General features: G+C 73.2%; 16 protein-coding genes. 7 read left to right on the top strand and 9 right to left on the bottom strand.

What is annotated here, in order from left to right; translation table 11 throughout:
• Positions 1 to 128 precede the first annotated feature (128 nt).
• Genes ACRRSS_RS28510 through ACRRSS_RS28485 form a run of 6 tightly spaced genes read left to right on the top strand, consistent with a single transcriptional unit; the run spans position 129 to position 10,476 of the window.
• Complete coding sequence (locus tag ACRRSS_RS28510; RefSeq protein ID WP_435973923.1) at positions 129 to 1,343, top strand: hypothetical protein; 1,215 nt, start codon at positions 129 to 131, stop codon at positions 1,341 to 1,343.
• Positions 1,340 to 4,114, top strand: coding sequence for a lantibiotic dehydratase (locus ACRRSS_RS28505; RefSeq protein WP_435973922.1), 2,775 nt, complete (start codon positions 1,340 to 1,342; stop codon positions 4,112 to 4,114). Before ACRRSS_RS28510 ends, ACRRSS_RS28505 begins: the two co-directional genes overlap by 4 nt.
• The gene (locus tag ACRRSS_RS28500; protein ID WP_435973921.1) at positions 4,111 to 5,874 is read left to right on the top strand and encodes a hypothetical protein; all 1,764 of its coding nucleotides are present in this window, start codon (positions 4,111 to 4,113) and stop codon (positions 5,872 to 5,874) included. The genes ACRRSS_RS28505 and ACRRSS_RS28500 overlap by 4 nt, the downstream gene beginning before the upstream one ends.
• Entirely contained in the window at positions 5,864 to 7,798 is a 1,935-nt protein-coding gene (locus ACRRSS_RS28495; RefSeq protein WP_435973920.1) for a TOMM precursor leader peptide-binding protein, read from the top strand. The genes ACRRSS_RS28500 and ACRRSS_RS28495 overlap by 11 nt, the downstream gene beginning before the upstream one ends.
• Positions 7,795 to 9,387 carry a hypothetical protein gene (locus ACRRSS_RS28490; protein ID WP_435973919.1) on the top strand — a complete coding sequence of 531 codons (1,593 nt, stop codon included), beginning with the start codon at positions 7,795 to 7,797 and terminating at the stop codon, positions 9,385 to 9,387. Before ACRRSS_RS28495 ends, ACRRSS_RS28490 begins: the two co-directional genes overlap by 4 nt.
• Positions 9,388 to 9,399: 12 nt before the next feature.
• Positions 9,400 to 10,476, top strand: a complete 1,077-nt coding sequence (locus ACRRSS_RS28485; protein WP_435973918.1) for a thiopeptide-type bacteriocin biosynthesis protein — start codon at positions 9,400 to 9,402, stop codon at positions 10,474 to 10,476.
• Between the two features lie 93 nt (positions 10,477 to 10,569).
• On the opposite strand, the gene ACRRSS_RS28480 is transcribed toward ACRRSS_RS28485, so the two are convergent.
• A complete protein-coding gene (locus ACRRSS_RS28480; protein WP_435973917.1) occupies positions 10,570 to 11,400 on the bottom strand; it encodes an ABC transporter permease in 831 nt (276 codons plus the stop codon).
• Positions 11,397 to 12,386, bottom strand: coding sequence for an ABC transporter ATP-binding protein (locus tag ACRRSS_RS28475; protein ID WP_435973916.1), 990 nt, complete (start codon positions 12,384 to 12,386; stop codon positions 11,397 to 11,399). The genes ACRRSS_RS28480 and ACRRSS_RS28475 overlap by 4 nt, the downstream gene beginning before the upstream one ends.
• A gap of 316 nt (positions 12,387 to 12,702) precedes the next feature.
• Here ACRRSS_RS28475 and ACRRSS_RS28470 point away from each other — a divergent pair, with 316 nt between their 5' ends.
• The gene (locus ACRRSS_RS28470; RefSeq protein WP_435973915.1) at positions 12,703 to 13,929 is read left to right on the top strand and encodes an FAD-dependent monooxygenase; all 1,227 of its coding nucleotides are present in this window, start codon (positions 12,703 to 12,705) and stop codon (positions 13,927 to 13,929) included.
• Between the two features lie 616 nt (positions 13,930 to 14,545).
• Here ACRRSS_RS28470 and ACRRSS_RS28465 read toward each other — a convergent pair.
• The 7 genes from ACRRSS_RS28465 to gcvH form a co-directional block, all read right to left on the bottom strand.
• Positions 14,546 to 15,808, bottom strand: coding sequence for a hypothetical protein (locus ACRRSS_RS28465; protein ID WP_435973914.1), 1,263 nt, complete (start codon positions 15,806 to 15,808; stop codon positions 14,546 to 14,548).
• A gap of 1 nt (position 15,809) precedes the next feature.
• Positions 15,810 to 16,097 (bottom strand): effector-associated constant component EACC1, encoded by a 288-nt coding sequence (locus tag ACRRSS_RS28460; protein ID WP_435973913.1) that lies wholly within the window; start codon positions 16,095 to 16,097, stop codon positions 15,810 to 15,812.
• Between the two features lie 165 nt (positions 16,098 to 16,262).
• A complete protein-coding gene (locus tag ACRRSS_RS28455) occupies positions 16,263 to 16,655 on the bottom strand; it encodes a type II toxin-antitoxin system VapC family toxin (RefSeq protein ID WP_435973912.1) in 393 nt (130 codons plus the stop codon).
• Positions 16,652 to 16,924 (bottom strand): hypothetical protein, encoded by a 273-nt coding sequence (locus tag ACRRSS_RS28450; protein WP_366036008.1) that lies wholly within the window; start codon positions 16,922 to 16,924, stop codon positions 16,652 to 16,654. The genes ACRRSS_RS28455 and ACRRSS_RS28450 overlap by 4 nt, the downstream gene beginning before the upstream one ends.
• Before the next feature lie 250 nt (positions 16,925 to 17,174).
• A complete protein-coding gene (locus tag ACRRSS_RS28445; RefSeq protein WP_435973911.1) occupies positions 17,175 to 18,545 on the bottom strand; it encodes an L-serine ammonia-lyase in 1,371 nt (456 codons plus the stop codon).
• 146 nt (positions 18,546 to 18,691) lie between these two features.
• A complete protein-coding gene (gene glyA, locus ACRRSS_RS28440; protein ID WP_435973910.1) occupies positions 18,692 to 19,951 on the bottom strand; it encodes a serine hydroxymethyltransferase in 1,260 nt (419 codons plus the stop codon).
• 32 nt (positions 19,952 to 19,983) lie between these two features.
• Complete coding sequence (gene gcvH / locus ACRRSS_RS28435; protein WP_055601182.1) at positions 19,984 to 20,364, bottom strand: glycine cleavage system protein GcvH; 381 nt, start codon at positions 20,362 to 20,364, stop codon at positions 19,984 to 19,986.
• Positions 20,365 to 20,412: the final 48 nt, after the last annotated feature.

Genomic DNA, 20,412 nt, shown 5'->3' with positions numbered 1-20,412 from the left:
AAGCGTGACACATGTCAGCGCGGACCTCTTTTCCCTGTCGCGCCGCAATTCCGCCGGCACATGATGACGGCCGGAAGTGAAAGTAAATCCCAGGACGTTGTTCTCGAATTCTCGGAAGGTGCGAAAGCATGGGGGTTGATGCGCTGGAGCGCACTGCCGTGAAGCCGGATTCCGACGGCCTGACGGGAGTGCGGCTGCACACACGGATGCCGGTCACACCGGCCTGGCTCGCCCGGTACGTCGTACCGGTCGCCCGCGCGCTGAACGAGGCGGGCGCTCCCGCCGTCCAGCTGCGCCGCGGGTGGCTCCACGGGCCGCACGTCGACATCCTCGCCCGCGACGCCACCGGCGTCCCGGGCGGCGGCCCCGACTGGGAGGCGGTCCTGCGGGGCCTGGACGCCGGCCCGCTCGACCCGCCCCGGGCCCTCACCGAGGAGACCTACCTCGACCAGGCCCGCGAGTTCGGCCGCCTGGAGGCCGTGCAGCCGCCGTACCTGCCGCTGCGCGACCACGGCGCCGTCGAGCGGATCGCGCCCGGCGGCCCGGCCGGCGACGCTGCCCGCGACCCGCGCCTGGACCGCTTCCGCACCGTCGTGCACGGGGCTCTGACGCCCGCGCTGCTCCGGACGATCGACGGTCTCGCCGGCGAACCCGGCTCCGGCACTGTGCGGCTCGCCGAGGCCTTCGTCGCGCTCGCCGACACCCACACCCTCGGTCTCGGCTACGGCGTCTTCTCGCCCCGCTCCCACGTGGAGGCCTTCCTCGCCTGGGCCGCGCCCACCAAGGACGTGCGCCCCGTCTTCCGGCAGCGCCTCGACCGGGACGCGCCCGTGCTCCGCCGGGTCGTCGAGCAGCGGCTGAGCGGCGAGGTCTCCGCGACCGCCGCCGCCTGGCGCACCGGACTCGCCTACGGCGCCGGGGCCCTGGAGAGCGCGGTCGCCGCCGGCACCCTCACCCTCGACCTGCTCGACGGCGTCACCGCCGGGCTCGACCGCTCCGCGATGGGCCCGCCCGGGGCCACCGCGGTCGTGCCCCAGGGCGACCAGCCCGACAGCGACTTCCACCGGACCGTCGGCGAGGCCGGGGTGACCTCGGCCCCGTCCCCCTGGTTCGCCTCCTTCCGTCTCCTCACCAACCTCTTCTACGAGCAGCTGCCGCTGCTGACCGTCTCCCCGATGCAGCGCTACTACACCTGCTTCGCCGTCGCCGAGACGGTCGACGAGGTCCTCGGCGTCTCCTGGCGCGAGCGCGTCGCCGCGAACGCCCCGGCCGGGAAGAAGAGTTCATCCACCCCCGCCCCGAGCCCCGCTCCGGGCACCGCCCCCGAGGGAGCCCTCCGATGACCGCCCCCGTGATCGGCATCCCGACGGAGCCGCGGCGCCCGCCCGGCCCGGCCCGCGGGGCGACGCCGCCCGTAGCGACACCCGACCCGACGCCCGAGCCCGTGACCGTACCGACGCCCGAGCCCGTGACCGTATCGACAGAGGAGGCGGCCACCGGGACCCGCGCCACCGGGACCCGCGCCACCGGGACCCCCGCACCCCCCGAGCCCCTCTGGTTCCTGCGGGTCAACCCGCTGCGCAGGGCCCGGCTCGCCGACGCCGAACTGCGCCGGCACCTCGTCCTCGTCACCGCCGCCGAGCAGACCCTCGCCGAGGCCTCCGCCGCCGCCTCCGACGAGCTGTACGAGCGGATCGGCGCCGCGACCGAGGACGCCGAACGGCGCGAACTGATCGCCCTGCGCCGCGCCGTGAACAGCGGCAAGGCCCCGAAGAAGGCGCCGGAGCCCGCGACCCCCGTGATCGACGCCTGGCTCGAAGCCCGCCGGGAGCGCGACCGGATCCGCGAGGCGCTCGTCGCCGGCTACCCCGACGCGGCCGAACGCGAGCGCGGTGTCCTCGCCGAACTCCTCGGCGACCCGGACCTGCTGCGCTCCCTCGCGCTCGTCGCACCCGAGGTCCACCAGGAGGCCGAGCGCTACCGCGCGGCCGTCCGGGCCCCCGGCAGGGTCCCGTCCAAGTCCCGCAAGTCCGAGCGCGGACTCATCCAGTACGTGACCCGCGCCATGGTCCGTACGAGCCCGCTCGCCCGCTTCACGGCCGTCGGCATCGCCCAGCCCGACCCGGCCGCGCCCGGCCCCGACGAGGCCGGCTTCCCCGGCGCGACCGCCTTCCCCGGCCTCGACCGCGTGATGCTCAACTACGTCCTCGGCGGACTCCCCGACCCCTCGGACCGGCCGGTCGAGGAGATGTGGATCGGCCTTCCGCCCACCTCCGCGCCCGATCCGGCCACCGGGAAGCTGTTCTTCCTGAAACCCGCCCCCGAGGGGATGCGCCGCGCCGCCGTCTCCCTCGACGGCCCGGCCGGCGACCTCCTCGACGCGGTCTCCATGGGCCCCCGCCCCTTCCCGTCCGTCGTCGCCCACGTCGCCGAGCGCTCCGGCCACACCGCCGAGGAGGCCGACCAGAAGGTCCGCGGCGCCGTCGCCCAAGGCCTGCTCTGCACCTTCCACGAGGCCGAGGACGGCTCCACCGACTACGACGTCCTGCTCACCCCCGACGACCCCCGCCCGGAGACCAAGCGGCTCACCGACCGCGTCAGGGCCGGCCTCCCCGCCTTCACCGCCGCGCCCGCCGCCGAACGCGGCGCCGCCCTCGCCGAGCTGCGCGGCGCCCTCGGTGAACTCAGCCACGCCGCGGGCCGACCCGCCCACGTCACGGTCGAGGAGGACTACGTGATGCCGCCGCTCGCGGTGGCCACGGAGCCCTGGAAGGAGTCCCTGAGGGACCTCGGCCCGGCCGTCGAACTCCTCACCGTCTTCGACTGGCTGCACGACGTGCGGGTCCTCATGACCGCCGCGTTCGTCGAGCGGTTCGGCCCCGGCGCGAACGTCCCCCTCGCCGCCCACGCCCCCTTCGTCGTCGGGGAGGTCTCCCGCCGCGCCGCCGCCATGGCCGCCGTGTACGGCCCCGACGGTCCCGGCGACCCGACCGCGCTCAAGGGCATCGGCCCCGCCGACGGCTCCCTGGAGCGCATCTACGAACTGCGCCGCGAGGTCACCGAGACCCTCCACGCCCGCATCGGCGAGGCCGTGGCACAGGGCGACGACACCCTCCGCATCAGCCCGGAACAGGTCGAGGGCCTCACCGGCGACCTGCCGGAACGGTTCCGCCGCGACCCCCTGATCTACGGCATCCTGCTCCAGCGCGGCGACGGACACCTCGTCCTCAACGACGGCCTGCCGGGCCACGGCATGCTCTACGCCCGCTTCCTGGAAGCCGACCGGCGCCTCGGCGGCCGCGCGCTGCCCCGCCTCGCCGAGCACGTACGCCGGGTGTACGGCTACGACGGCGCCCGCGTCACCGAGGACCTGGGCCTGCACCGCCTCAACGTCAACGCGCACACGCCGATCCTGCCCGGCGGCCTCACCCCCGACGACTGGTTCGGACTGCGCCTCGCCCACGACCCCGAGACCGACTCCCTGCGCGTCGAGGACGCCGAGGGCGCCCCGCTGCGTGTCCTGCCGCTCGGCACCGGCCACCCCGGCCTCTTCCCGCCGCCGCTCTCCGTCGCCTCCGGCCTCGCCATCAGCGGCCGCCTCTTCAACGCCCTCCCCAACAGCTGGCACGCCGCCACCCCCTGGGACAGGGCCACCACCCGCACCGCGCCCCGCATGGCCGTCGGCGAGGTCCTCATCGGACGGCGCCGCTGGTACGGGGGAGAGGAGCTGGGCACCGCCCTGGCCGCCGGGCCCGAGGAGCACGAGCGGCTCCTCGCCCTCAACGCCTGGCGCGCCAGGTACGGCGTCCCCGAGGAGGTCGTCGTCAAGACCGTCCCCGAGGACGAGGGTCCCCTCTCCGTCGGCGCCCCCGACATCCAGTCCAAGCGGCTCCAGCAGAAGCCCCAGTACGTGGACCTGAGCAGCGCGCTCGGCGCCCGCGTCCTGCCCCGGATGCTGGAACGGCGCGGTACCGACACCGGCGGCAGCTACCTGGAGGAGGCCCTGCCCGGCGTCGTCGACGGCACCCACGCCACCGAGTGGGTCGTCGAGGTCGGCCGGACCGCCGGCGGCCGCTTCACCTACCACCCCACGACCGAGGGGGAGGAGCGATGACCCTGCTCAAGGCACGTCCCGACCTGCACTTCGCGCCCGTCCCCGGCGGCGTCTACTTCAGCGGCGCCCGCGCCCGGTTCGTGCTGCGCGGCTCCGAGGTCCTGCACGCCGTCGCCCAGGGCTGCGTGCCGCTCCTGGAGGACGGCACCGACGAGGACGCGCTCGTCGCCGAGATCGGCACCGAACGCGCCCGCCCCGCCGTCCGTCTCCTCGTCGACAGGCTCCGCGAGAACGGACTGCTCCTCGACCCGGCCGCGCACACCGCGCCCGAGCCGCCCGCCGACGTACGGCAGCGGCACGCCGAGTCGCTCGCCCGCCTCGAAGGACTCCTCGACGACCCCTACGGGACCTTCGCCCGGCTCCGTGCCGCGACGGTCCTCGTCACCGGCCCGGCGACCGCGACCGGCCCGGCCGTGCGCGGTCTGCGCCGGGCCGGGATCGGCACGGTCCTCACCCCCGACGACGGCCCCGCCGGCCGCCCGGACGCGGTGCTCGACATCCGCGAGGACGACGGGCCGTCCGCCGCCACGGCCGACGCGCCCCTCGTCGTCCCCGTCCTCCTCGGCTCCACCGGCGTCACGCTCGTCGGGCCCGCCCTCACCGGCCCCGGACACCAGGCCGTCCGGGCCGCGTTCCACGACCGGGCCCGCGCCTGGGCCGCCGCCGAGTCCACCGCGCCCGCGCCCCGCCCCGTGGCGGACGCGCTCGCCGGCGCCCTCGGGGCGCAGCTCCTCATCGACACCCTCACCGGTACGGCCGACCCGGGCGAGGCCCATGTCGTGCACGGGACGGACCTGGTCTCCGACCGGGTGACCGTCGAGGGAGCCCACCAGGCGGCCGCGACCGGCCGACCGGGCTCCCTCCCCGAGGACCCCTTCACCCTCGGCGCCGCGCCCACCGACCCCCGGCCCGAACCGGACGAGGCACGCGAGACGGCGACCCCGCTCGCCGCGCGCTGGACCGGACCGCTCGCCCTCACCGAGGGCGCCGACCTCCCCCAGATGCCGCTCGCCCTGCGCGCCGCCGAGCTCCGTGCCGCCGGCCGCCCCACGACCACGGTCCTCGCCTGGGCCGCCCACCAGGAGACCGCCACCGCGGCGGTCACCCTGGCGGCCCTGCGGTCCCTCATCCCCGGGGCTCCCACCCCGGCGGCCGGTCCGCACGCCCAGATCCCCGGGGCTCCCACCCCGGCGGCCGGGCTCACGCGGGAACACTGGCTCCTCGACGGCGCGTTGCGCCTGCTCGCCGAGGAGACGGCGCCCCCGCCGGCGAAGACCGCCACCCCGCACGTGCCGCCCGCGGCCCTCCCGGCGGGCGCTCCCGCCGTGGCCGCGGGCGGCGTGGCGTGCGAGGACCTCGACGCGGAGGGCCAGCGGATCCTCGCCGGACTCCGTGCCCTTCTGCCGCACGAACCGGCGATACGGCTCCACTCCCTGCCCGGGCTCGACTGGCGGCTCGCCGAGGTGACCGCCGACGGCGCCGCCCTCGGGCGCGCCTGGGGCGCCGACGCGGCGGAGGCCGCCCGGAACGCCCTGTGCACCGCGCTGGCCCGGACCCAGACGGCCGACGGGGCCGGCACCGTCGACCCGCTCTCCACCGACGCCCTGCTCCTCGCCGACCGCCCCGCCCTGGACGCCCTCCGCGCCCGGCTGGCCGCCCGCTCCGGCACCACCTACCGGGGCGAGGCCGTCCGCCACGACCCGGTGCTCGGCGAGCTTCCCCTCTGGTACGGCCCCGTGGAGGCCCACGATGCCCACTGACACCCTCACACCGCCCGCCGCCCTGACGTCCGGCCCCGGGCTCGACGCCCACCCCGCCGACGACGCCTGGCGCGCGGCACTCGACGCCCTCGCCGACCTCCTTCCCGAGGGGACGACCGCGGTCGACCGCGGCTGGCACCTCGACTGGGAGCGGGACCGCCTCGACGAGGCCGCCGCCGCAGGCCGGCCCCACCTCTCCGTCCGGCTCCGGGCCGACGAGGTCCTCGTCGGCCCGCTCTGGCGGCCCGGCACCGACGCGGGCTGCGCCGGCTGCGCCGAGGTCCGCGACCGCACCGTCCCCGACCACCCGCTGGCCGGCGACCTCCGGTACGCCACCACCGCCCCCGGGCCGGGCGCGCCGCTCCTTCCCGAACTGCTCCGGGCGACCCTGGAGCACCTGGTGGAGCGGCCGCTCGGCCCCGGCGAGCTCTTCTCGGTCTCGCCGCGCGGTCTGCGCCGTCACCGCATCGCCCGCAGCTTCCACTGCCCGCTCTGCGGACCGGCGTACGAGCGGCTCGACGGTACGGAGACCCCGGCGCCGCTCGCCCTGACCGGCCGGCCCGCGTTCCCGGACGACGTCACCCGCACGGCGGCGAGCCGGCTCGTCGTACGCGGCGTGCTCCAGGACCGTCTGGTCGACGACCGCTTCGGTCCCGTCCGCGCCCTCCTCCGCGAGTCCCGCGCCCCGTTCGCGATGAGCATGGCCGTGGTGCCCGACGCCCCGGCGATGGGCCACGGCCGGGCCCGTACCTTCGCCGAGACCGGACCGGTGGCGATCCTGGAGGCGTACGAGCGGCTCGCGGGCTTCCCGTACGACATCCCGGTCCTCACCGACCGCCCGTACACGGAGGTCGCCGACCACGCCGTCGACCCGGCCGGTCTCGGCCGGTACACGGCCGAGCAGCTCGCCCACCCGACGAGCAGGGCCACGCCGTTCGACGCGGACACCCCGATGGACTGGGTGTGGGGACACGACCTCGACGACGGGCGCGCGCTGCTCGTCCCCGCCGACCACGCCTTCTACCAGTACGAGTACCACCACCGCAGGGACCGCAGGGCCGCCCGCGCCGCCGGAACGCCCGGCCGCAAGCACTACTTCTACGAGTCGTCCAGCGGCTGCGCCGTCGGCGCCAACCTCGAAGAGGCCGCCCTGCACTCGCTGTTCGAGCTGGCGGAGCGGGACGCGTTCCTGCTCTCCTGGCACCGGGCCGCGCCCCTGCCGGCCATCACGAACTCCTCCCTCACCGACCCCACCAGCCGCGCCATGATCGAGCTGATGGAGTCGCGCGGCTTCGACGTCCACCTCCTCGTCGCCACCCAGGACATCGGCCTGCCCGTGGTGTGGGTGCTCGCGGTGAACCGGCTGAACCCCTTCCCCGCCACCTTCTCCTCGGCCGGCTCCGGCGCCGACCCGCGGTCCGCGATCCGCGGCGCCCTGCGCGAGGTCGCCCAGCTCGTCACCAACCCGGTCGACTGGACCCGCGAGGACGTCGAGCCGATGGTCGAGGACCCGTGGCTGGTCCAGGAGCTGGAGGACCACGTCCGCTTCTCCTCGCTGCCCGAGACCGCCGCCCGCGCCACCGCAGCCCTCGGCGGCCCCCGGGTCACCCTCGACGAGGCCTTCCCCGACTGGCCCGGCCGGATGGACCGCGGCTCCGGCGGCGACGTGCGCGGCGCCCTGGACCTCGTCCGCGGACTCTTCGCCGAGGCCGGGCTCGACCGGATCGTCCTCGTCGACCAGACCAGCCGCGAACACGCCGACGCGGGCATCCACGTGGCCCGCGCGGTCGTCCCCGGCATCGTCCCGATGTGCTTCGGCCACGCCCAGCAGCGGCTCGCCGGACTGCCCCGGCTCACCGCCGCGCTGCGCGGCACCGGCCAGGAGCACCGGGCGATCCCCCTCGACCCCCACCCGTTCCCGTGACGGCCCCGCCGGCCCCGCGCGCCGCCGGGGCACCGCCCCGGCGCGGCCCCGTGGACCTGCCGGGCCCCGAGGGCGACAACAGCATCGCCCGCGAGCCCCTCTGGTACGCCTACGGGGCGGGGGACGACGCACCCGAGGCGCCCCCGTGGACCTGGGTGCCGCAACCGCCGCCCGACACGCACGTCCCGCCCCCGCCGCCGCGCGGGGGCGGCCCGCGCCACACCCTGCCCCTCGGCACGCACGAGCGGCTCGCGGCCCTGCCGTACCCGGCGCTGCCGAAGCCGAAGCCGAAGCCGGGGACGGCCCGGGGCGGCGCGGCGGGAGCGGGCGGCCGGGCCGGCGCGGCCGAACCGGTCGGGGTCCGGCTCGGCCGCGCCCTCGTGACCGCCTTCGGACCGCAGCGCCGGGAGCCCGAGAACCCCTACAACGACCACCGGCCGTACGCCTCGCCCCGTTGCCTCTTCCCCGTCCACGCCTTCGTGGACGGGGGTACGGGCGCGCCGTGGCGTCTCCTGGAACCGGACCGGCACGCCCTCACCGGCGCACCGGGGGAGCCCGCCCGGAACGTCGTCCTCACCGGCCGCTACACCACCGTGCCGCCCGCCTACCAGTGGTTCCGCGGCTCGCTCGTCGCCATCGAACTCGGCTTCGTGCTCCGTGCGTTGAGTCTCGGACTCGAACTCTTCGAGGTGCCCGCGCGGCTGCGGCTGCCCGGCGCGGACGCCCACGCCCTGCTGCCCGCCCTCGGCCTCGACGACGCCTGGGCCTGGTCCCTGCCGTTCGTCGTGGAGGTGGACGGCGAGGGGGCGCGGGCCCAGGAGGCGGCATCCGTTCCCGGGCCGCCGGCCCACCTCGGCCGCACCGACCCCGCCCTCGCCGCACTGATCCGCGTCAACCGGGAGCAGACGTACGGCGGCGCGCCCGCCCCCCTCACCACGGCCGTCCCGGCGGGGCTCGGCCCCTCGGCGACCGTGCCGGACTGGGCCGAGCTCCTGTGGCGGCGCCACTCCGGACGCATGCCGCGCGCCCTGCACGGCATGAGCGGCCGACGCCGGAACGTGCCCGCCGAGGCCCTCGACAGCGCGGCACGCTGGCTCTCCGTCCCCCCGCCGGGACCCGAACTGGCCTCCGCCTTCGCGGCGTTGAAGGTCACCGCCGTGGTGCGGGGCGTCGAGGGACGGGAGGACGGGGTCCACCTGCTGCGGGACGGCGCCGCGCACCCGCTGCGCGCCGACGCGACCGCGCCCGAGCGCCTGGAGGAGCGGTACGGCTACGGCGTCTCGCCCGTCAACGGCTGCGGCATCCGCGACGCGCCGCTCACCGTGTTCCTGTCGGTGCGGACCAGGGAGCTCTTCGAGCGCCTCGGGACCGCCGGCTGGGGCGCCGTGCAGCACGCCGCCGGGTGGGCCGCGCACGGGCTCTGCCTGTCCGCCGCCGCCTCCGGCCTCTTCGCCCGCCCCGTGCGGGCCTTCAAGGAGATCCCCACCCAGCGCGTCCTCGGCCTGGACCCCGACGAGATGATCGTCCTGTCCGTGGTCGTGGGAGTGCCGCAGGACACCGGTGGCGCGCTGCTCGACCTCAGACTCTGAAGGAGCGTTCCCGTGACCCCGACCCCGACCCCGACCCCGACCCCGACCCCGACCCCGACCCCGACCCCGACCCCGACCCCGACCCCGACCCTGACGTCGACCCCGGCCCCGGCCCTGACGTCGGCTCCGGCTCCGGCTCCGCCCACCACGACGCGGGCGACCGAATGGACCGCCTGGCACCTCCACCTCGGCACCACGGCCCGGTCGGCACACGACCGGGCCGTAACCGATGTCATCGGCCCCACCGTCCGCGAACTCGCCCCCGGCACACCGTGGTTCTTCATCCGCTACTGGCAGTCCGGCCCGCACCTCCGGCTCCGCGTGGGCGACCTCGACACCGCCGCACGCGCGCGCGTCGAGGCCGCCCTCACCGAGCGCCTCGCCGTCGCCGGCGCGCCGGCCCCGGGCGAGGAGCCGCTCGACCCCGCCGCCTACCGCAGCGGGGCCGAGCGGCTCGCCGCCGCGGGCGAGACCGGCGAGAACACCTCCGTGAAGGCCCTCCTGCCCCCCGGCGTCCACCCGGCCGTCTACGAGCCGGAGTCCGACCGCTACGGCGGGCCGTCGCTCCTGCCCGCCGCCGAGTCCCTCTTCGAACTGTCCAGCACCCTCGTCCTCGCCGCGCTGCCCAAGGTCCGCGGCGAGCGGCAGCGGGCGATGCTGGCCCTGCGCGGCACCGTCGCGGTCGCCGCCGCCCTCGGGGGCCCGGCGGAGCGCGCGTCCTACTACGCCCACGGTCTCGGCGCGTGGCGCGCCTGGGCCGCCGAGGCGGGCCACCCGGCCGGGCTCCTCGACACGATCACCCGGGTCGAGGGGGCGGTGACCCTCGACCCGGGCGCCCACGGCCCCTTCGCCGGCTGGCACGCCCGGATCGCCGCCCACGCGGACGAGATCAGGGAGCGGTCCCCGCTCCACCCGGGCATGGTCCTCTTCTCGCACGCGCACATGCTCCACAACCGGCTCGGCCTGAGCCTCCTGGAGGAGCTGCGCACGTACGCGGTCCTGGCCCACGCCTTCCCCCTGCCGGCGGACGCCGCCGCGCACGCCCCCGTACCGCACGGCACCGGTCCCTCCGCGGTGCCCCTCCCCTGACCCCACCCCCCCCCACGGGGTCACGAAAGGCCCGGCCGGTTCCCCGGCCGGGCCTTTTCGTGGTGCTCGTCGTGCGTGTCGTACCGGCGCGTCCTACTCGGGGCGCGGGTCCCAGCGGAAGCTGCGGACGGCGATCAGGGCGCCGACGACACCCCAGGCGGCGAGGACCGCGAGGTTCCGCCACTGGAAGCCGGCGTCCTGCGTGAAGAGCGCCAGCATCGCGTCGTTGAAGGGCTTCACGGGCAGCAGGCCCGCGATGGTGTTGAGCAGCTCGGCGTGGATCGGGAAGTAGCTGCCCGAGATGAAGACCAGCGGGAACTGGATGAACTGCACGACGGCCGGGGCCGCCTCGGAGTTCTTGATCAGCGAGGCCACACCGACGCCGAGCGCGCAGAAGCTGGCCGCGCCGAGCACCAGGGTCAGCAGCACCGCGCCCCAGTGGGTGGGCAGGTCGACGCCGTAGAGCGCGCCGATGCCGAAGACCAGGGCGACGTCCACGATGCTGACGACGACGCAGTGCACGAGCAGGCCCGCGAAGTAGACCCAGGCGGGCAGCGGGGTGGCGTGCAGTCGCTTCAGCACCCCGGTCTGCCGGCGCATCGCGAGCACGATCGCCAACTGGCCGTAGCAGGCGCCGAGTACGGACACGGCGGCGATCACCGGCGTGTAGTACTGCATGCCGGTCAGGCCGAAGAAGAAGTCCTGGCCCTCGCCGCCGCTGAAGACGGCGCCGAAGATGCCGATGATGACGATCGGCAGCACGAAGGTGAAGACCATCGACTGCGGGTTGCGCCAGAACGACAGCTGCTCGTACCGGATCTGATGGCCGAGCAGGGCCAGCGCGTTGCGCGCGGGCGGTGTGTCCGCGCGCCGCGCCGAGGCCGCCGGGGCGGTCTCGGCGGTCGGGGGGATGAGGGTGGTCATGAGCGGCTCCGTCCGGGTCGGCGTCCTCGCCCGGCGGGCGCCTCGCGCTCCCGCGCGGACGACGGCGAGGAGGCTTCCTGCTGTACGTACTCGCTGGTCAGGCTCAGGTAGACGTCCTCCAGGGTCGGCTGCTCGACGGTCAGCCGGTCCAGCGGCGTGCCCCGGTCGAGCGCCCAGCCGGTGAGCCGGTGCAGCGCGGCGGTCGGCTCGGTCGTCTCGGCCGTCACCAGCCCGTCCTCCACGTCGCTCACCGGCAGGGGTACGTCGGCGAGCGCGGCGCCGGTCGGCAGCGCGAAGCGGATCCGGGTCTGGGCGCTGTCGCGTCCGCCGAGCGTGTCCGGGGTGCCCGAGGCGACGATCCGGCCCTCGGCGATGACCACGACGGAGTCGGCCAGCGCCTGCGCCTCGTCCATGTAGTGGGTGGTGAGGACGATGGTGGTGCCGTCGTCGCGCAGATTGCGCACGACGTCCCAGGCGCCGCGGCGGGCGTTCGGGTCGAAGCCCGTGGTGGGCTCGTCCAGGAAGAGCAGCTTGGGCCGGCCGACGACGCCGAGCGCCAGGTCGAGCCGGCGCTTCTGGCCGCCGGACAGGTCCTTGACCTTGGCGCCCTTCTTCTCGTCCAGGCCGACGAGGTCGAGGAGTTCGTCGACGTTGCGCGGGTCCGGGTAGTAGCCGGCGTTGCGGGCCACGGTCTCCCGTACCGACAGATAGGGCTCCACGGCGATGTCCTGGAGCACCAGGCCGACCTGGCCGCGCAGCCAGTGGCCGTCGGCCTTGATTCCCGGGTCGCGCCCGAGGACCTCGACCCGCCCGCCGTCGCGCTCCCGGAAGCCCTCCAGGATCTCCAACGTGGTGGTCTTGCCCGCGCCGTTCGGCCCGAGCAGGGCGAAGATCTCGCCCTCGGCCACGGTGAAGTCGACGCCGCGCACGGCCTCGTGGTCGCCGTACCGCTTCTGCAGGCCTTCGACGGCCACCGCGGCGGTCACCGCGGTCCCTCGGCTCGTGTCACTGTGTGCCTCCCGGTGTGGTGGTGGGACGTCGTGGGGTCGTCGCCCGCGGACGGACTCCGGGGCGCCGCCTCGACGTTAGGCGCGGGGGAGCGACCCGGAGCGGGCGCGCGGGGGCGGCGGTGACGGACGTCATGGAAGCCGCGACAGTTGTCAGCGCGGGGCGTGACCCGCGTTGCCGGGGGCGGGTGGGCCGCCCATGCTCGGGGTGCGGCGGACGGCCGGGCTGCGGGAGACCGCGGCACGGTGACGCCGACGGTGCCGACACAGCAGCGACGCGGAAGGCGGTCTCAAGGTGCGGTTCGGGGATCTGGACGAGTGGGGAGCGGAGGAGCGGCCGCACGTCTCGGTGGTCGGTGCCGGCATCGGCGGACTGACGCTGGCCGGCGCGCTCTCCTCCATGGGCATTGCGTACACGGTGTACGAACAGACGCGGCGGCTCGCGGAGGTGGGAGCGGGGGTCCAGCTCTCGCCCAACGCGGTGCGGCCGCTGCTGCGGCTCGGCCTAGGCCCGGCCCTGCGCGAGCGGGCGGTGGCGATCGAGGCCATGGAGGTACGGGGGTGGAGCGGGCGGCCGATCGCCCGGACGCCGCTCGGGGCGGAGTGCGAGCGGATGTTCGGCGCCCCGTACTACACGGTGCACCGGGCGCATCTCCACGACGCGCTCCTCACCCTGATCGACGAGGGCAGCCTCAAGCTGGGTGAACGCCTCAGCGAGGCCCGGGAGACGGACGCGTCGGGTGACGGCGTCCGGCTGACCTTCGAGGACGGGACCGTCCGCGGGGCGGAACTGGTCGTGGGCGCCGACGGCATCCACTCCACGGTCCGCGAGGCCTTCCGGCGTGACGAGCCCGAGTTCTCGGGGCTCGGCATCTACCGGGGCCTGGTGCCCATGGACCGGCTCCCGGACGCGGCCCGCGCGCCTCTGGTGCGCCTCTGGCTCGGTCCGGGCGGGCACTTCGTCTGCTACCCGGTCGCGGCGGGGGAGTACCTGAGCTTCGCGGCGACGGTGCCGATGGACCGGTCGCCGGGCGAGTCCTGGTCGGTTCCGGGCGATCCGGAGGCGCTGCGCCGGGTGTTCGGCGGCTGGACCGGTCTGGTCGCGGACGTCGTAGGGGCCGTGGAGACGACCCTCCAGTGGGCGCTGCACGACCGTCCGCCGCTGGACGTGTGGTCCTCGCGGCGGCTGACGCTGCTCGGCGACGCGGCCCACCCGATGCTGCCGTTCATGGCGCAGGGCGCGAACCAGGCGGTGGAGGACGCGATGGACCTGGCGGCCTGTCTGGCCGATCCGGCGGCGGCGACGACCGCGGCCCGGCTCGACCGGTACCAGTCGCTGCGGATTCCCCGTACGGCGGAGATCCAGCGCGGTTCGCGGGGCAACGCGGGCATCCTGCACCTGCCCGACGGTCCGGCGCAGCGGCGCCGGGACGCCCGGATGGCGGTCCACGCGGCGCTGCGGGACCGGGCCATGCTGTACGCGCACGAGACGGGCAGGAGCGTGGTGCCGGCCCCGGCGTGACGGCACGACGGGCCGGGTCGAGGCGCGGCCTCGCGGTCAGACCGTGATGACGCGGACGCCGACGCCGCTGGGGACAGGCCTTCGCAGTCCAGGGCGAGCGTGCCGCTCACGCGGCGTCCGCCGAGCCGGCCGTCTCGCCGCGGAGGATCGCGCGTTTGGCGTCGACGGCCGACCGGTCGACCGGGCCATGCGCGGCTTCCGCGTCCTCGACGAGTTCGCGCAGTCGGTCCCGCTCCAGTTGGCAGGGAAGGCCCTGACAGCGCCGAAAGCCAGAAACGCGCTGTTCAGGGCCTACGGCCTCAGCACTCGATGATGTTCACCGCGAGACCGCCCCGGGCGGTCTCCTTGTACTTCACGCGTATGTCGGCCGCATGTGGTGGTGGGTCTGACCTGCGAATTTGGCGCGGCAAGCGCGCTTTGTGTCATGCCGGGGATTCTTCAGGGAGTTTTCGTGTCGCCGGTTACCTGCAAGGCATCCGACGATGTGTGACATTCCTGAGCGGCGGCAGACGTTTGGCACTCATATGGACTTTCGATCACTTCACCGGGTCGCCGTGTGCGTAACGCCGACGGAGTGTCTACGTTTACTGGAGGGTTTCGCCAGGCTTGGTGCTAGCTACCTGGGGCGGCGGTAGATCCGCGGAAGTCGTGACGAATTCAGCAGTCGCTCAAGCGACGGGACTCCGTCGTGGTAGATGGCTGGGCCTGATGCGCGGGGCATGAGCCGGCGTAGCGCACGCGTTGCGATGTCGGCGAGGCTTGCGCCGACCTCGCCGTCTATCGCGAGATTCATCGTCCCGACGAGATGAATCTCGCGATCGTCCCACTCGTCAATGTGCTCCGTGAGGAAGTCCACCGCCACAGACTGCCGACGGGTAAGAAGTAGCAGCTCGCATGCGTGCACCGCGTCGCGGAGGTTGAAGCGGAGGCAGGCTGTGAGGCCTGACGGTCCAGGCCCCGGTCCCCAGCAGGTGATGAGGAGCTCGTCAGCGTCGTGGTTCTTGGCGGTGAAGCTCAGCTGCATGCCGCCGCGCTTGAGGAGTGCTTCCGCTGCCCTCTGTTCGTGTTCGTCGTGAAGGGCGATTGCCCACCAGGGAAGTGGCCCCCATGTGCCGTGTGTTGTTTCGTGCTCATAGAAGGGGGAGGAGATCTGGTACCGCTGCAGCAGATGCTCTTGGAAGGTGGTGAGGCAACCGTCTTGGAAGTGCTCGTCCCGGCTGCGCTCGCGTAGCAGGTCGTACTCGATGGCGCTCATGCCCTCGACGGCCAGGCTGATGTGGTCCAACTGTTCCTGGATGACTTTTGTGGCCCGCTTGAGAACCCCACGGAAGTCATCGCCCGGCGGAGTCTGATCGAGGAGGCGGCTGAGAGCGCGCTGTGCGGCCTGACAACGGACCAGATCTCCGCCGAGGCCCACCAGGTGGCCAGCCTTGAGGATGCTCCAGGGGCGAGTGGATATCCATCGCTCCCAGGCCTGGTCGCCGCCACCACGCTGGGTGAGCACCATGGCTCCGGCGTTGCCGACGCGGAAGTCCGGCTCGGCCTTCAGCCTCTCCCACAGATCGGGGTACGCCTCCAACGGGAAGGACGGCAGCGAGGAGTGCGCTGCAAGGACACGTGAGTCCATGGTGTCCCAAAGCTCGCTGAGCTCTTGTTCCACACGTGTACGAGGCACCGTACGACCTCGCTGCGCAGCCCAGTATTCGATGAGCAGCATGTACGTGCTCTCCGGACTCCAGGGGAGCAGGCCCAGGCCGCCAAGCACAATGGTGTTGATCAGCCCGTCGTGCTCGAATCCGAACTGAACCTTGTCGATGAGCTCGTTGAGCTCGTCAACTTTGGGGCCGGGCACGGCGAAAACCGGGCTGGAGGTCAGCATGTCAGGTCACGGTCGTACCGTCGCGGTCGAAGGTCACGGTCCCCTGCGGCGAAGGGCGGGCTGCTCGCCAGGCGACCACGATGTTCACCAGCAAGCTTGCGGCGGCAAGGCCATTGCTGACGAACATGTTGATGGTCTCGCCCGCGTTCATGCGATCAGAAGCTTCAGAGGCTTGTGTCAGGTCTGCCTTCGCGTGACGCCGGAGCTCGCGATCCTGCCTGAGCCAGTAATAGAGATCGTGCGCCGCTGCGTCGTCACCCTCTGTGTCGACCTGTAGTAGCCGGTCCAACGCTCCTGCCGCAGCTATCAACCCAGGCAGAAGAGTACTTCCCTAACAGGCCTGCTTCTGCGTCGTGTTGGCCGGAGTGGTGAGGAGCTGCGTACCGGCTGCGCACTGGCCTGCCGTGCAGCGCTCTGATCCGCGCAAGGGGTGGGTCGAGGCGCGGCCTCACGGTCAGACCTTGATGATGCGTACGCTGGGGCCGCAGAGCATCAGGAGGTCTTCGGGGTCCGATGTCAGGACGGTCACTGGGGACGGCGAGGTGAGCGCGGTGGCGGCCACGATGGCGTCGAGGGCGTACTTGTGACCGTGCAGTCCGGCCGTGGCCAGGAGCTTGCTCGCATGGCGGGCGATGGCTTCGTTGGGCGGGATGATGTTCACTCGGGAGACGGCATAGTCGAAGCGGGCCTGGTTGACCTTGGGGTCGCGTGCTTCGACGAGGGTGACGGAGCTGGTGACGACGCGGATGTCTTCGGCTTCGGCTGCCGTCAGCCACTCGGTGATCTCGGGTGTGCGTCGTACCAGTTTGGACAGGCCTTCGCAGTCCAGGACGAGCGTGCCGCTCACGCGGCGTCCGCCGAGCTGGCAGTCTCGCCGCGGAGGATCGCACGTTTGGCGTCGACGGCCGATTGGTCGACCGGGCCATGGTCGGCTTCCGCATCCTCGATGAGTTCGCGCAGTCGGTCCCGCTCCAGTTGGCGCTGGATGAGGGACTCGACGTAGGCGGACATGCCTCGCTTGCCTGTACGTGCTTTGAGGGCAGCGATGGTGCCTTCGTGGAGCGAGACCGATACGGGTCGGACGGGTCCTTCGCCGGGCGCCGGGGAGGTAGCCATGGGGCCTAGTTTAACAATACTTTTGTTATTGAGTGGGGCGATTGTTCGATCCGCTGTGCCCGAGGGACATCATCGCTGCGCGGATGCCGCGAACTCCCAGGTCACACGCCCATCAGCGGGGGGTCCGCCTGGGACTTCTCAGGGACTTTCCCGTCTGTCCCAGGGGGATTCCAGGGCCTTTCCGCCGTGCAAGCAAGGAAGGCCCTGACAGCGCCGAAAGCCAGAAACGCGCTGTTCAGGGCCTACAACCTCAGCACTCGATGATGTTCACCGCGAGACCGCCCCGGGCGGTCTCCTTGTACTTCACGCTCATGTCCGCGCCCGTCTCCTTCATGGTCTTGATGACCTTGTCGAGGGAGACCAGGTGGCTGCCGTCGCCGCGCATCGACATCTTCGCCGCGGTGACGGCCTTCACCGCCGCCATGCCGTTGCGCTCGATGCACGGGATCTGGACGAGGCCGCCGACCGGGTCGCAGGTCAGGCCCAGGTTGTGCTCCATGCCGATCTCGGCCGCGTTCTCCACCTGCTCCGGGGTGCCGCCCAGGACCTCGGCGAGCGCGCCCGCCGCCATCGAGCAGGCCGAGCCGACCTCGCCCTGGCAGCCGACCTCCGCGCCGGAGATGGAGGCGTTCTCCTTGAAGAGCATGCCGATCGCGCCCGCCGCCAGCATGAAGCGCACGATGCCGTCGTCGTCCGCGCCGGGCACGAAGTTCATGTAGTAGTGCAGGACGGCCGGGATGATGCCGGCCGCGCCGTTCGTCGGGGCGGTGACCACCCGGCCGCCCGCCGCGTTCTCCTCGTTCACGGCCATCGCGTAGAGGGTGATCCACTCCATGGAGTGGGCCGCCGGGTTGCCCTCGGAGCGCAGCTTGCGCGCGGAGTTCGCGGCGCGCCGGCGCACCTTCAGACCGCCGGGCAGGATGCCCTCGCGGGACATGCCGCGCGAGACGCAGGACTGCATGACCCGCCAGATCTCCAGCAGGCCCTCGCGGATCTCGTCCTCGGTCCGCCAGGCCTTCTCGTTCTCCAGCATCAGCGAGGAGATCGACAGGCCCGTCTCCTTCGCGAGGCGCAGCAGCTCGTCGCCGGTGCGGAAGGGGTACTTCAGGACGGTGTCGTCGGGCACGATCGGGTTCTCGCCCGCCACGGCGTCCTCGTCGACGACGAAGCCGCCGCCGACCGAGTAGTACGTCTTCTCCAGTATCAGCGCGCCCTCCGCGTCGTACGCGAAGATCGTCATGCCGTTGGCGTGGTACGGCAGCGCCTTGCGCCGGTGCAGGATCAGGTCGGCGTCGAAGTCGAAGGGGATCTCGTGCGCGCCGAGCAGGTTGATCCGGCCGGTCGACCTGATCCGCTCGACCTCGTCGTCCGCCGTCTCCACGTTCACCGTGCGCGGCGAGCTGCCCTCCAGGCCGAGGAGGACCGCCTTCGGGGTGCCGTGGCCGTGGCCGGTCGCGCCGAGCGAGCCGTACAGCTCCGCCCGGACCTTCGCGGTGTGGGCGAGCAGGCCCTCGTTCTTCAGGCGGCGGGCGAACATCCGGGCCGCGCGCATCGGCCCCACCGTGTGGGAGCTCGACGGGCCGATGCCGATCGAGAAGAGGTCGAAGACCGAGATGGCCACGGGTGGACTCCTTGTGGGGGCTAGACGCCGTTGTCTGCCGGGGTGGAGCAGAGAAGCGCATACGTGAGGACATGGCGTGGGGCACCGCGCTCACTGTCCAGTGTGCGCGGTGCCCCGGAGGTTCGTACGAACAAAAGCGTACGAAATTACTTCAGGCCGGGGTACAGCGGGTGCTTGTCGGCGAGCGCCGTCACCCGGGCCTTCAGCGATTCGGCGTCGAAGCCGGGCTTCAGGGTCTCCGCGATGATGTCGGCGACCTCGGTGAAGTCCTCGGCCTGGAAACCGCGGGTGGCCAGCGCCGGCGTACCGATGCGCAGGCCCGAGGTGACCATCGGCGGGCGCGGGTCGTTCGGAACGGCGTTCCGGTTGACCGTGATGCCGACCTCGTGGAGACGGTCCTCGGCCTGCTGGCCGTCCAGCTCGCTGTCGCGCAGGTCGACGAGGAGCAGGTGCACGTCCGTACCGCCGGACAGGACCGAGACGCCGTGCGCGGTGACGTCGTCCTGGACCAGACGCTCGGCGATGATGCGGGCGCCGTCCAGCGTGCGCTGCTGGCGCTCCTTGAACTCCTCCGTGGCCGCGACCTTGAAGGAGACGGCCTTGGCCGCGATCACGTGCTCCAGCGGGCCACCCTGGAAACCGGGGAAGACGGAGGAGTTCAGCTTCTTGGCGAACTCCTTCTTCGCCAGGATGATGCCGCCGCGCGGACCGCCGAGGGTCTTGTGCGTCGTGGAGGTGACCACGTCCGCGTACTCGACCGGGTTCGGGTGCAGACCGGCCGCGACGAGGCCAGCGAAGTGGGCCATGTCGACCCACAGGAAGGCCTCGACCTCGTCGGCGATCCGGCGGAACTCGGCGAAGTCCAGCTGACGCGGGTAGGCGGACCAGCCCGCGATGATCACCTTGGGGCGGTGCTCCTTGGCGAGGCGCTCGACCTCGGCCATGTCGACCAGACCGGCCTCGTCCACGTGGTACGCGACCACGTTGAACTGCTTGCCGGAGAAGTTCAGGCGCATGCCGTGGGTGAGGTGACCGCCGTGCGCCAGGTCCAGACCCAGGATCGTGTCGCCGGGCTGGGCGATCGCGAAGAGGGCGGCCTGGTTCGCGGAGGCGCCGGAGTGCGGCTGGACGTTGGCGTACTCGGCGCCGAACAGGTCCTTGATCCGGTCGATGGCGATCTGCTCGGCGACGTCGACGTGCTCGCAGCCACCGTAGTAGCGGCGGCCCGGGTAGCCCTCGGCGTACTTGTTGGTGAGGACGGAGCCCTGCGCCTCCATGACGGCGACCGGAGCGAAGTTCTCCGAGGCGATCATCTCGAGGGTGGACTGCTGACGGCGGAGCTCGGCGTCGACGGCGGCGGCGACGTCGGGGTCCAGCTCGTGGAGGGGAGTGTTCAGAAGCGACATGAATCGATCCCTAAGGGGTCTCGGGCCCGGTCTCAGTTCCCGGCGGAGAACGCGGTGTACTCGTCGGCGGAGAGCAGCTCGTCCGGCTCACCCGCGACGCGCACCTTGAACAGCCAGCCACCCTCGAACGGAGCCGTGTTCACCAGGGACGGGTCGTCCACCACGTCCTGGTTGGCGGCGACGACCTCACCCGTGACGGGGGAGTACAGGTCGCTCACGGACTTCGTCGACTCCAGCTCGCCGCAGGTCTCGCCCGCGGTGACCGTGGAGCCGACCTCGGGGAGCTGGGCGTAGACGACGTCACCGAGCGCGTTCGCGGCGAACTCCGTGATGCCGACGGTCGAGACGCCTTCCTCGGCGTCCGACAGCCACTCGTGCTCCTTGGTGTAGCGCAGCTGCTGGGGGTTGCTCATGGCCTGATTCTCCTGGATCGGGGGAGTGCTGATGCACGTGGGTCTTGC

The organism is Streptomyces sp. Qhu_M48 (genome assembly GCF_051305195.1).
In the GTDB taxonomy this organism is placed as follows: Bacteria; Actinomycetota; Actinomycetes; order Streptomycetales; family Streptomycetaceae; genus Streptomyces.
The sequence above is the reverse complement of the archived record's forward strand: the minus strand, read 5'-3'. Positions and strand labels throughout refer to the sequence as shown.

Excerpts from the sequence above, each read along its gene's own strand:
- gcvH (WP_055601182.1), bottom strand. The coding sequence starts at position 20,364 with ATGAGCAACCCCCAGCAGCTGCGCTACACCAAGGAGCACGAGTGGCTG.
- ACRRSS_RS28505 (WP_435973922.1), top strand. The coding sequence starts at position 1,340 with ATGACCGCCCCCGTGATCGGCATCCCGACGGAGCCGCGGCGCCCGCCC.
- ACRRSS_RS28480 (WP_435973917.1), bottom strand. The coding sequence starts at position 11,400 with ATGACCACCCTCATCCCCCCGACCGCCGAGACCGCCCCGGCGGCCTCG.
- ACRRSS_RS28465 (WP_435973914.1), bottom strand. The coding sequence starts at position 15,808 with ATGCTGACCTCCAGCCCGGTTTTCGCCGTGCCCGGCCCCAAAGTTGAC.
- ACRRSS_RS28495 (WP_435973920.1), top strand. The coding sequence starts at position 5,864 with ATGCCCACTGACACCCTCACACCGCCCGCCGCCCTGACGTCCGGCCCC.
- glyA (WP_435973910.1), bottom strand. The coding sequence starts at position 19,951 with ATGTCGCTTCTGAACACTCCCCTCCACGAGCTGGACCCCGACGTCGCC.
- ACRRSS_RS28450 (WP_366036008.1), bottom strand. The coding sequence starts at position 16,924 with ATGGCTACCTCCCCGGCGCCCGGCGAAGGACCCGTCCGACCCGTATCG.
- ACRRSS_RS28510 (WP_435973923.1), top strand. The coding sequence starts at position 129 with ATGGGGGTTGATGCGCTGGAGCGCACTGCCGTGAAGCCGGATTCCGAC.
- ACRRSS_RS28500 (WP_435973921.1), top strand. The coding sequence starts at position 4,111 with ATGACCCTGCTCAAGGCACGTCCCGACCTGCACTTCGCGCCCGTCCCC.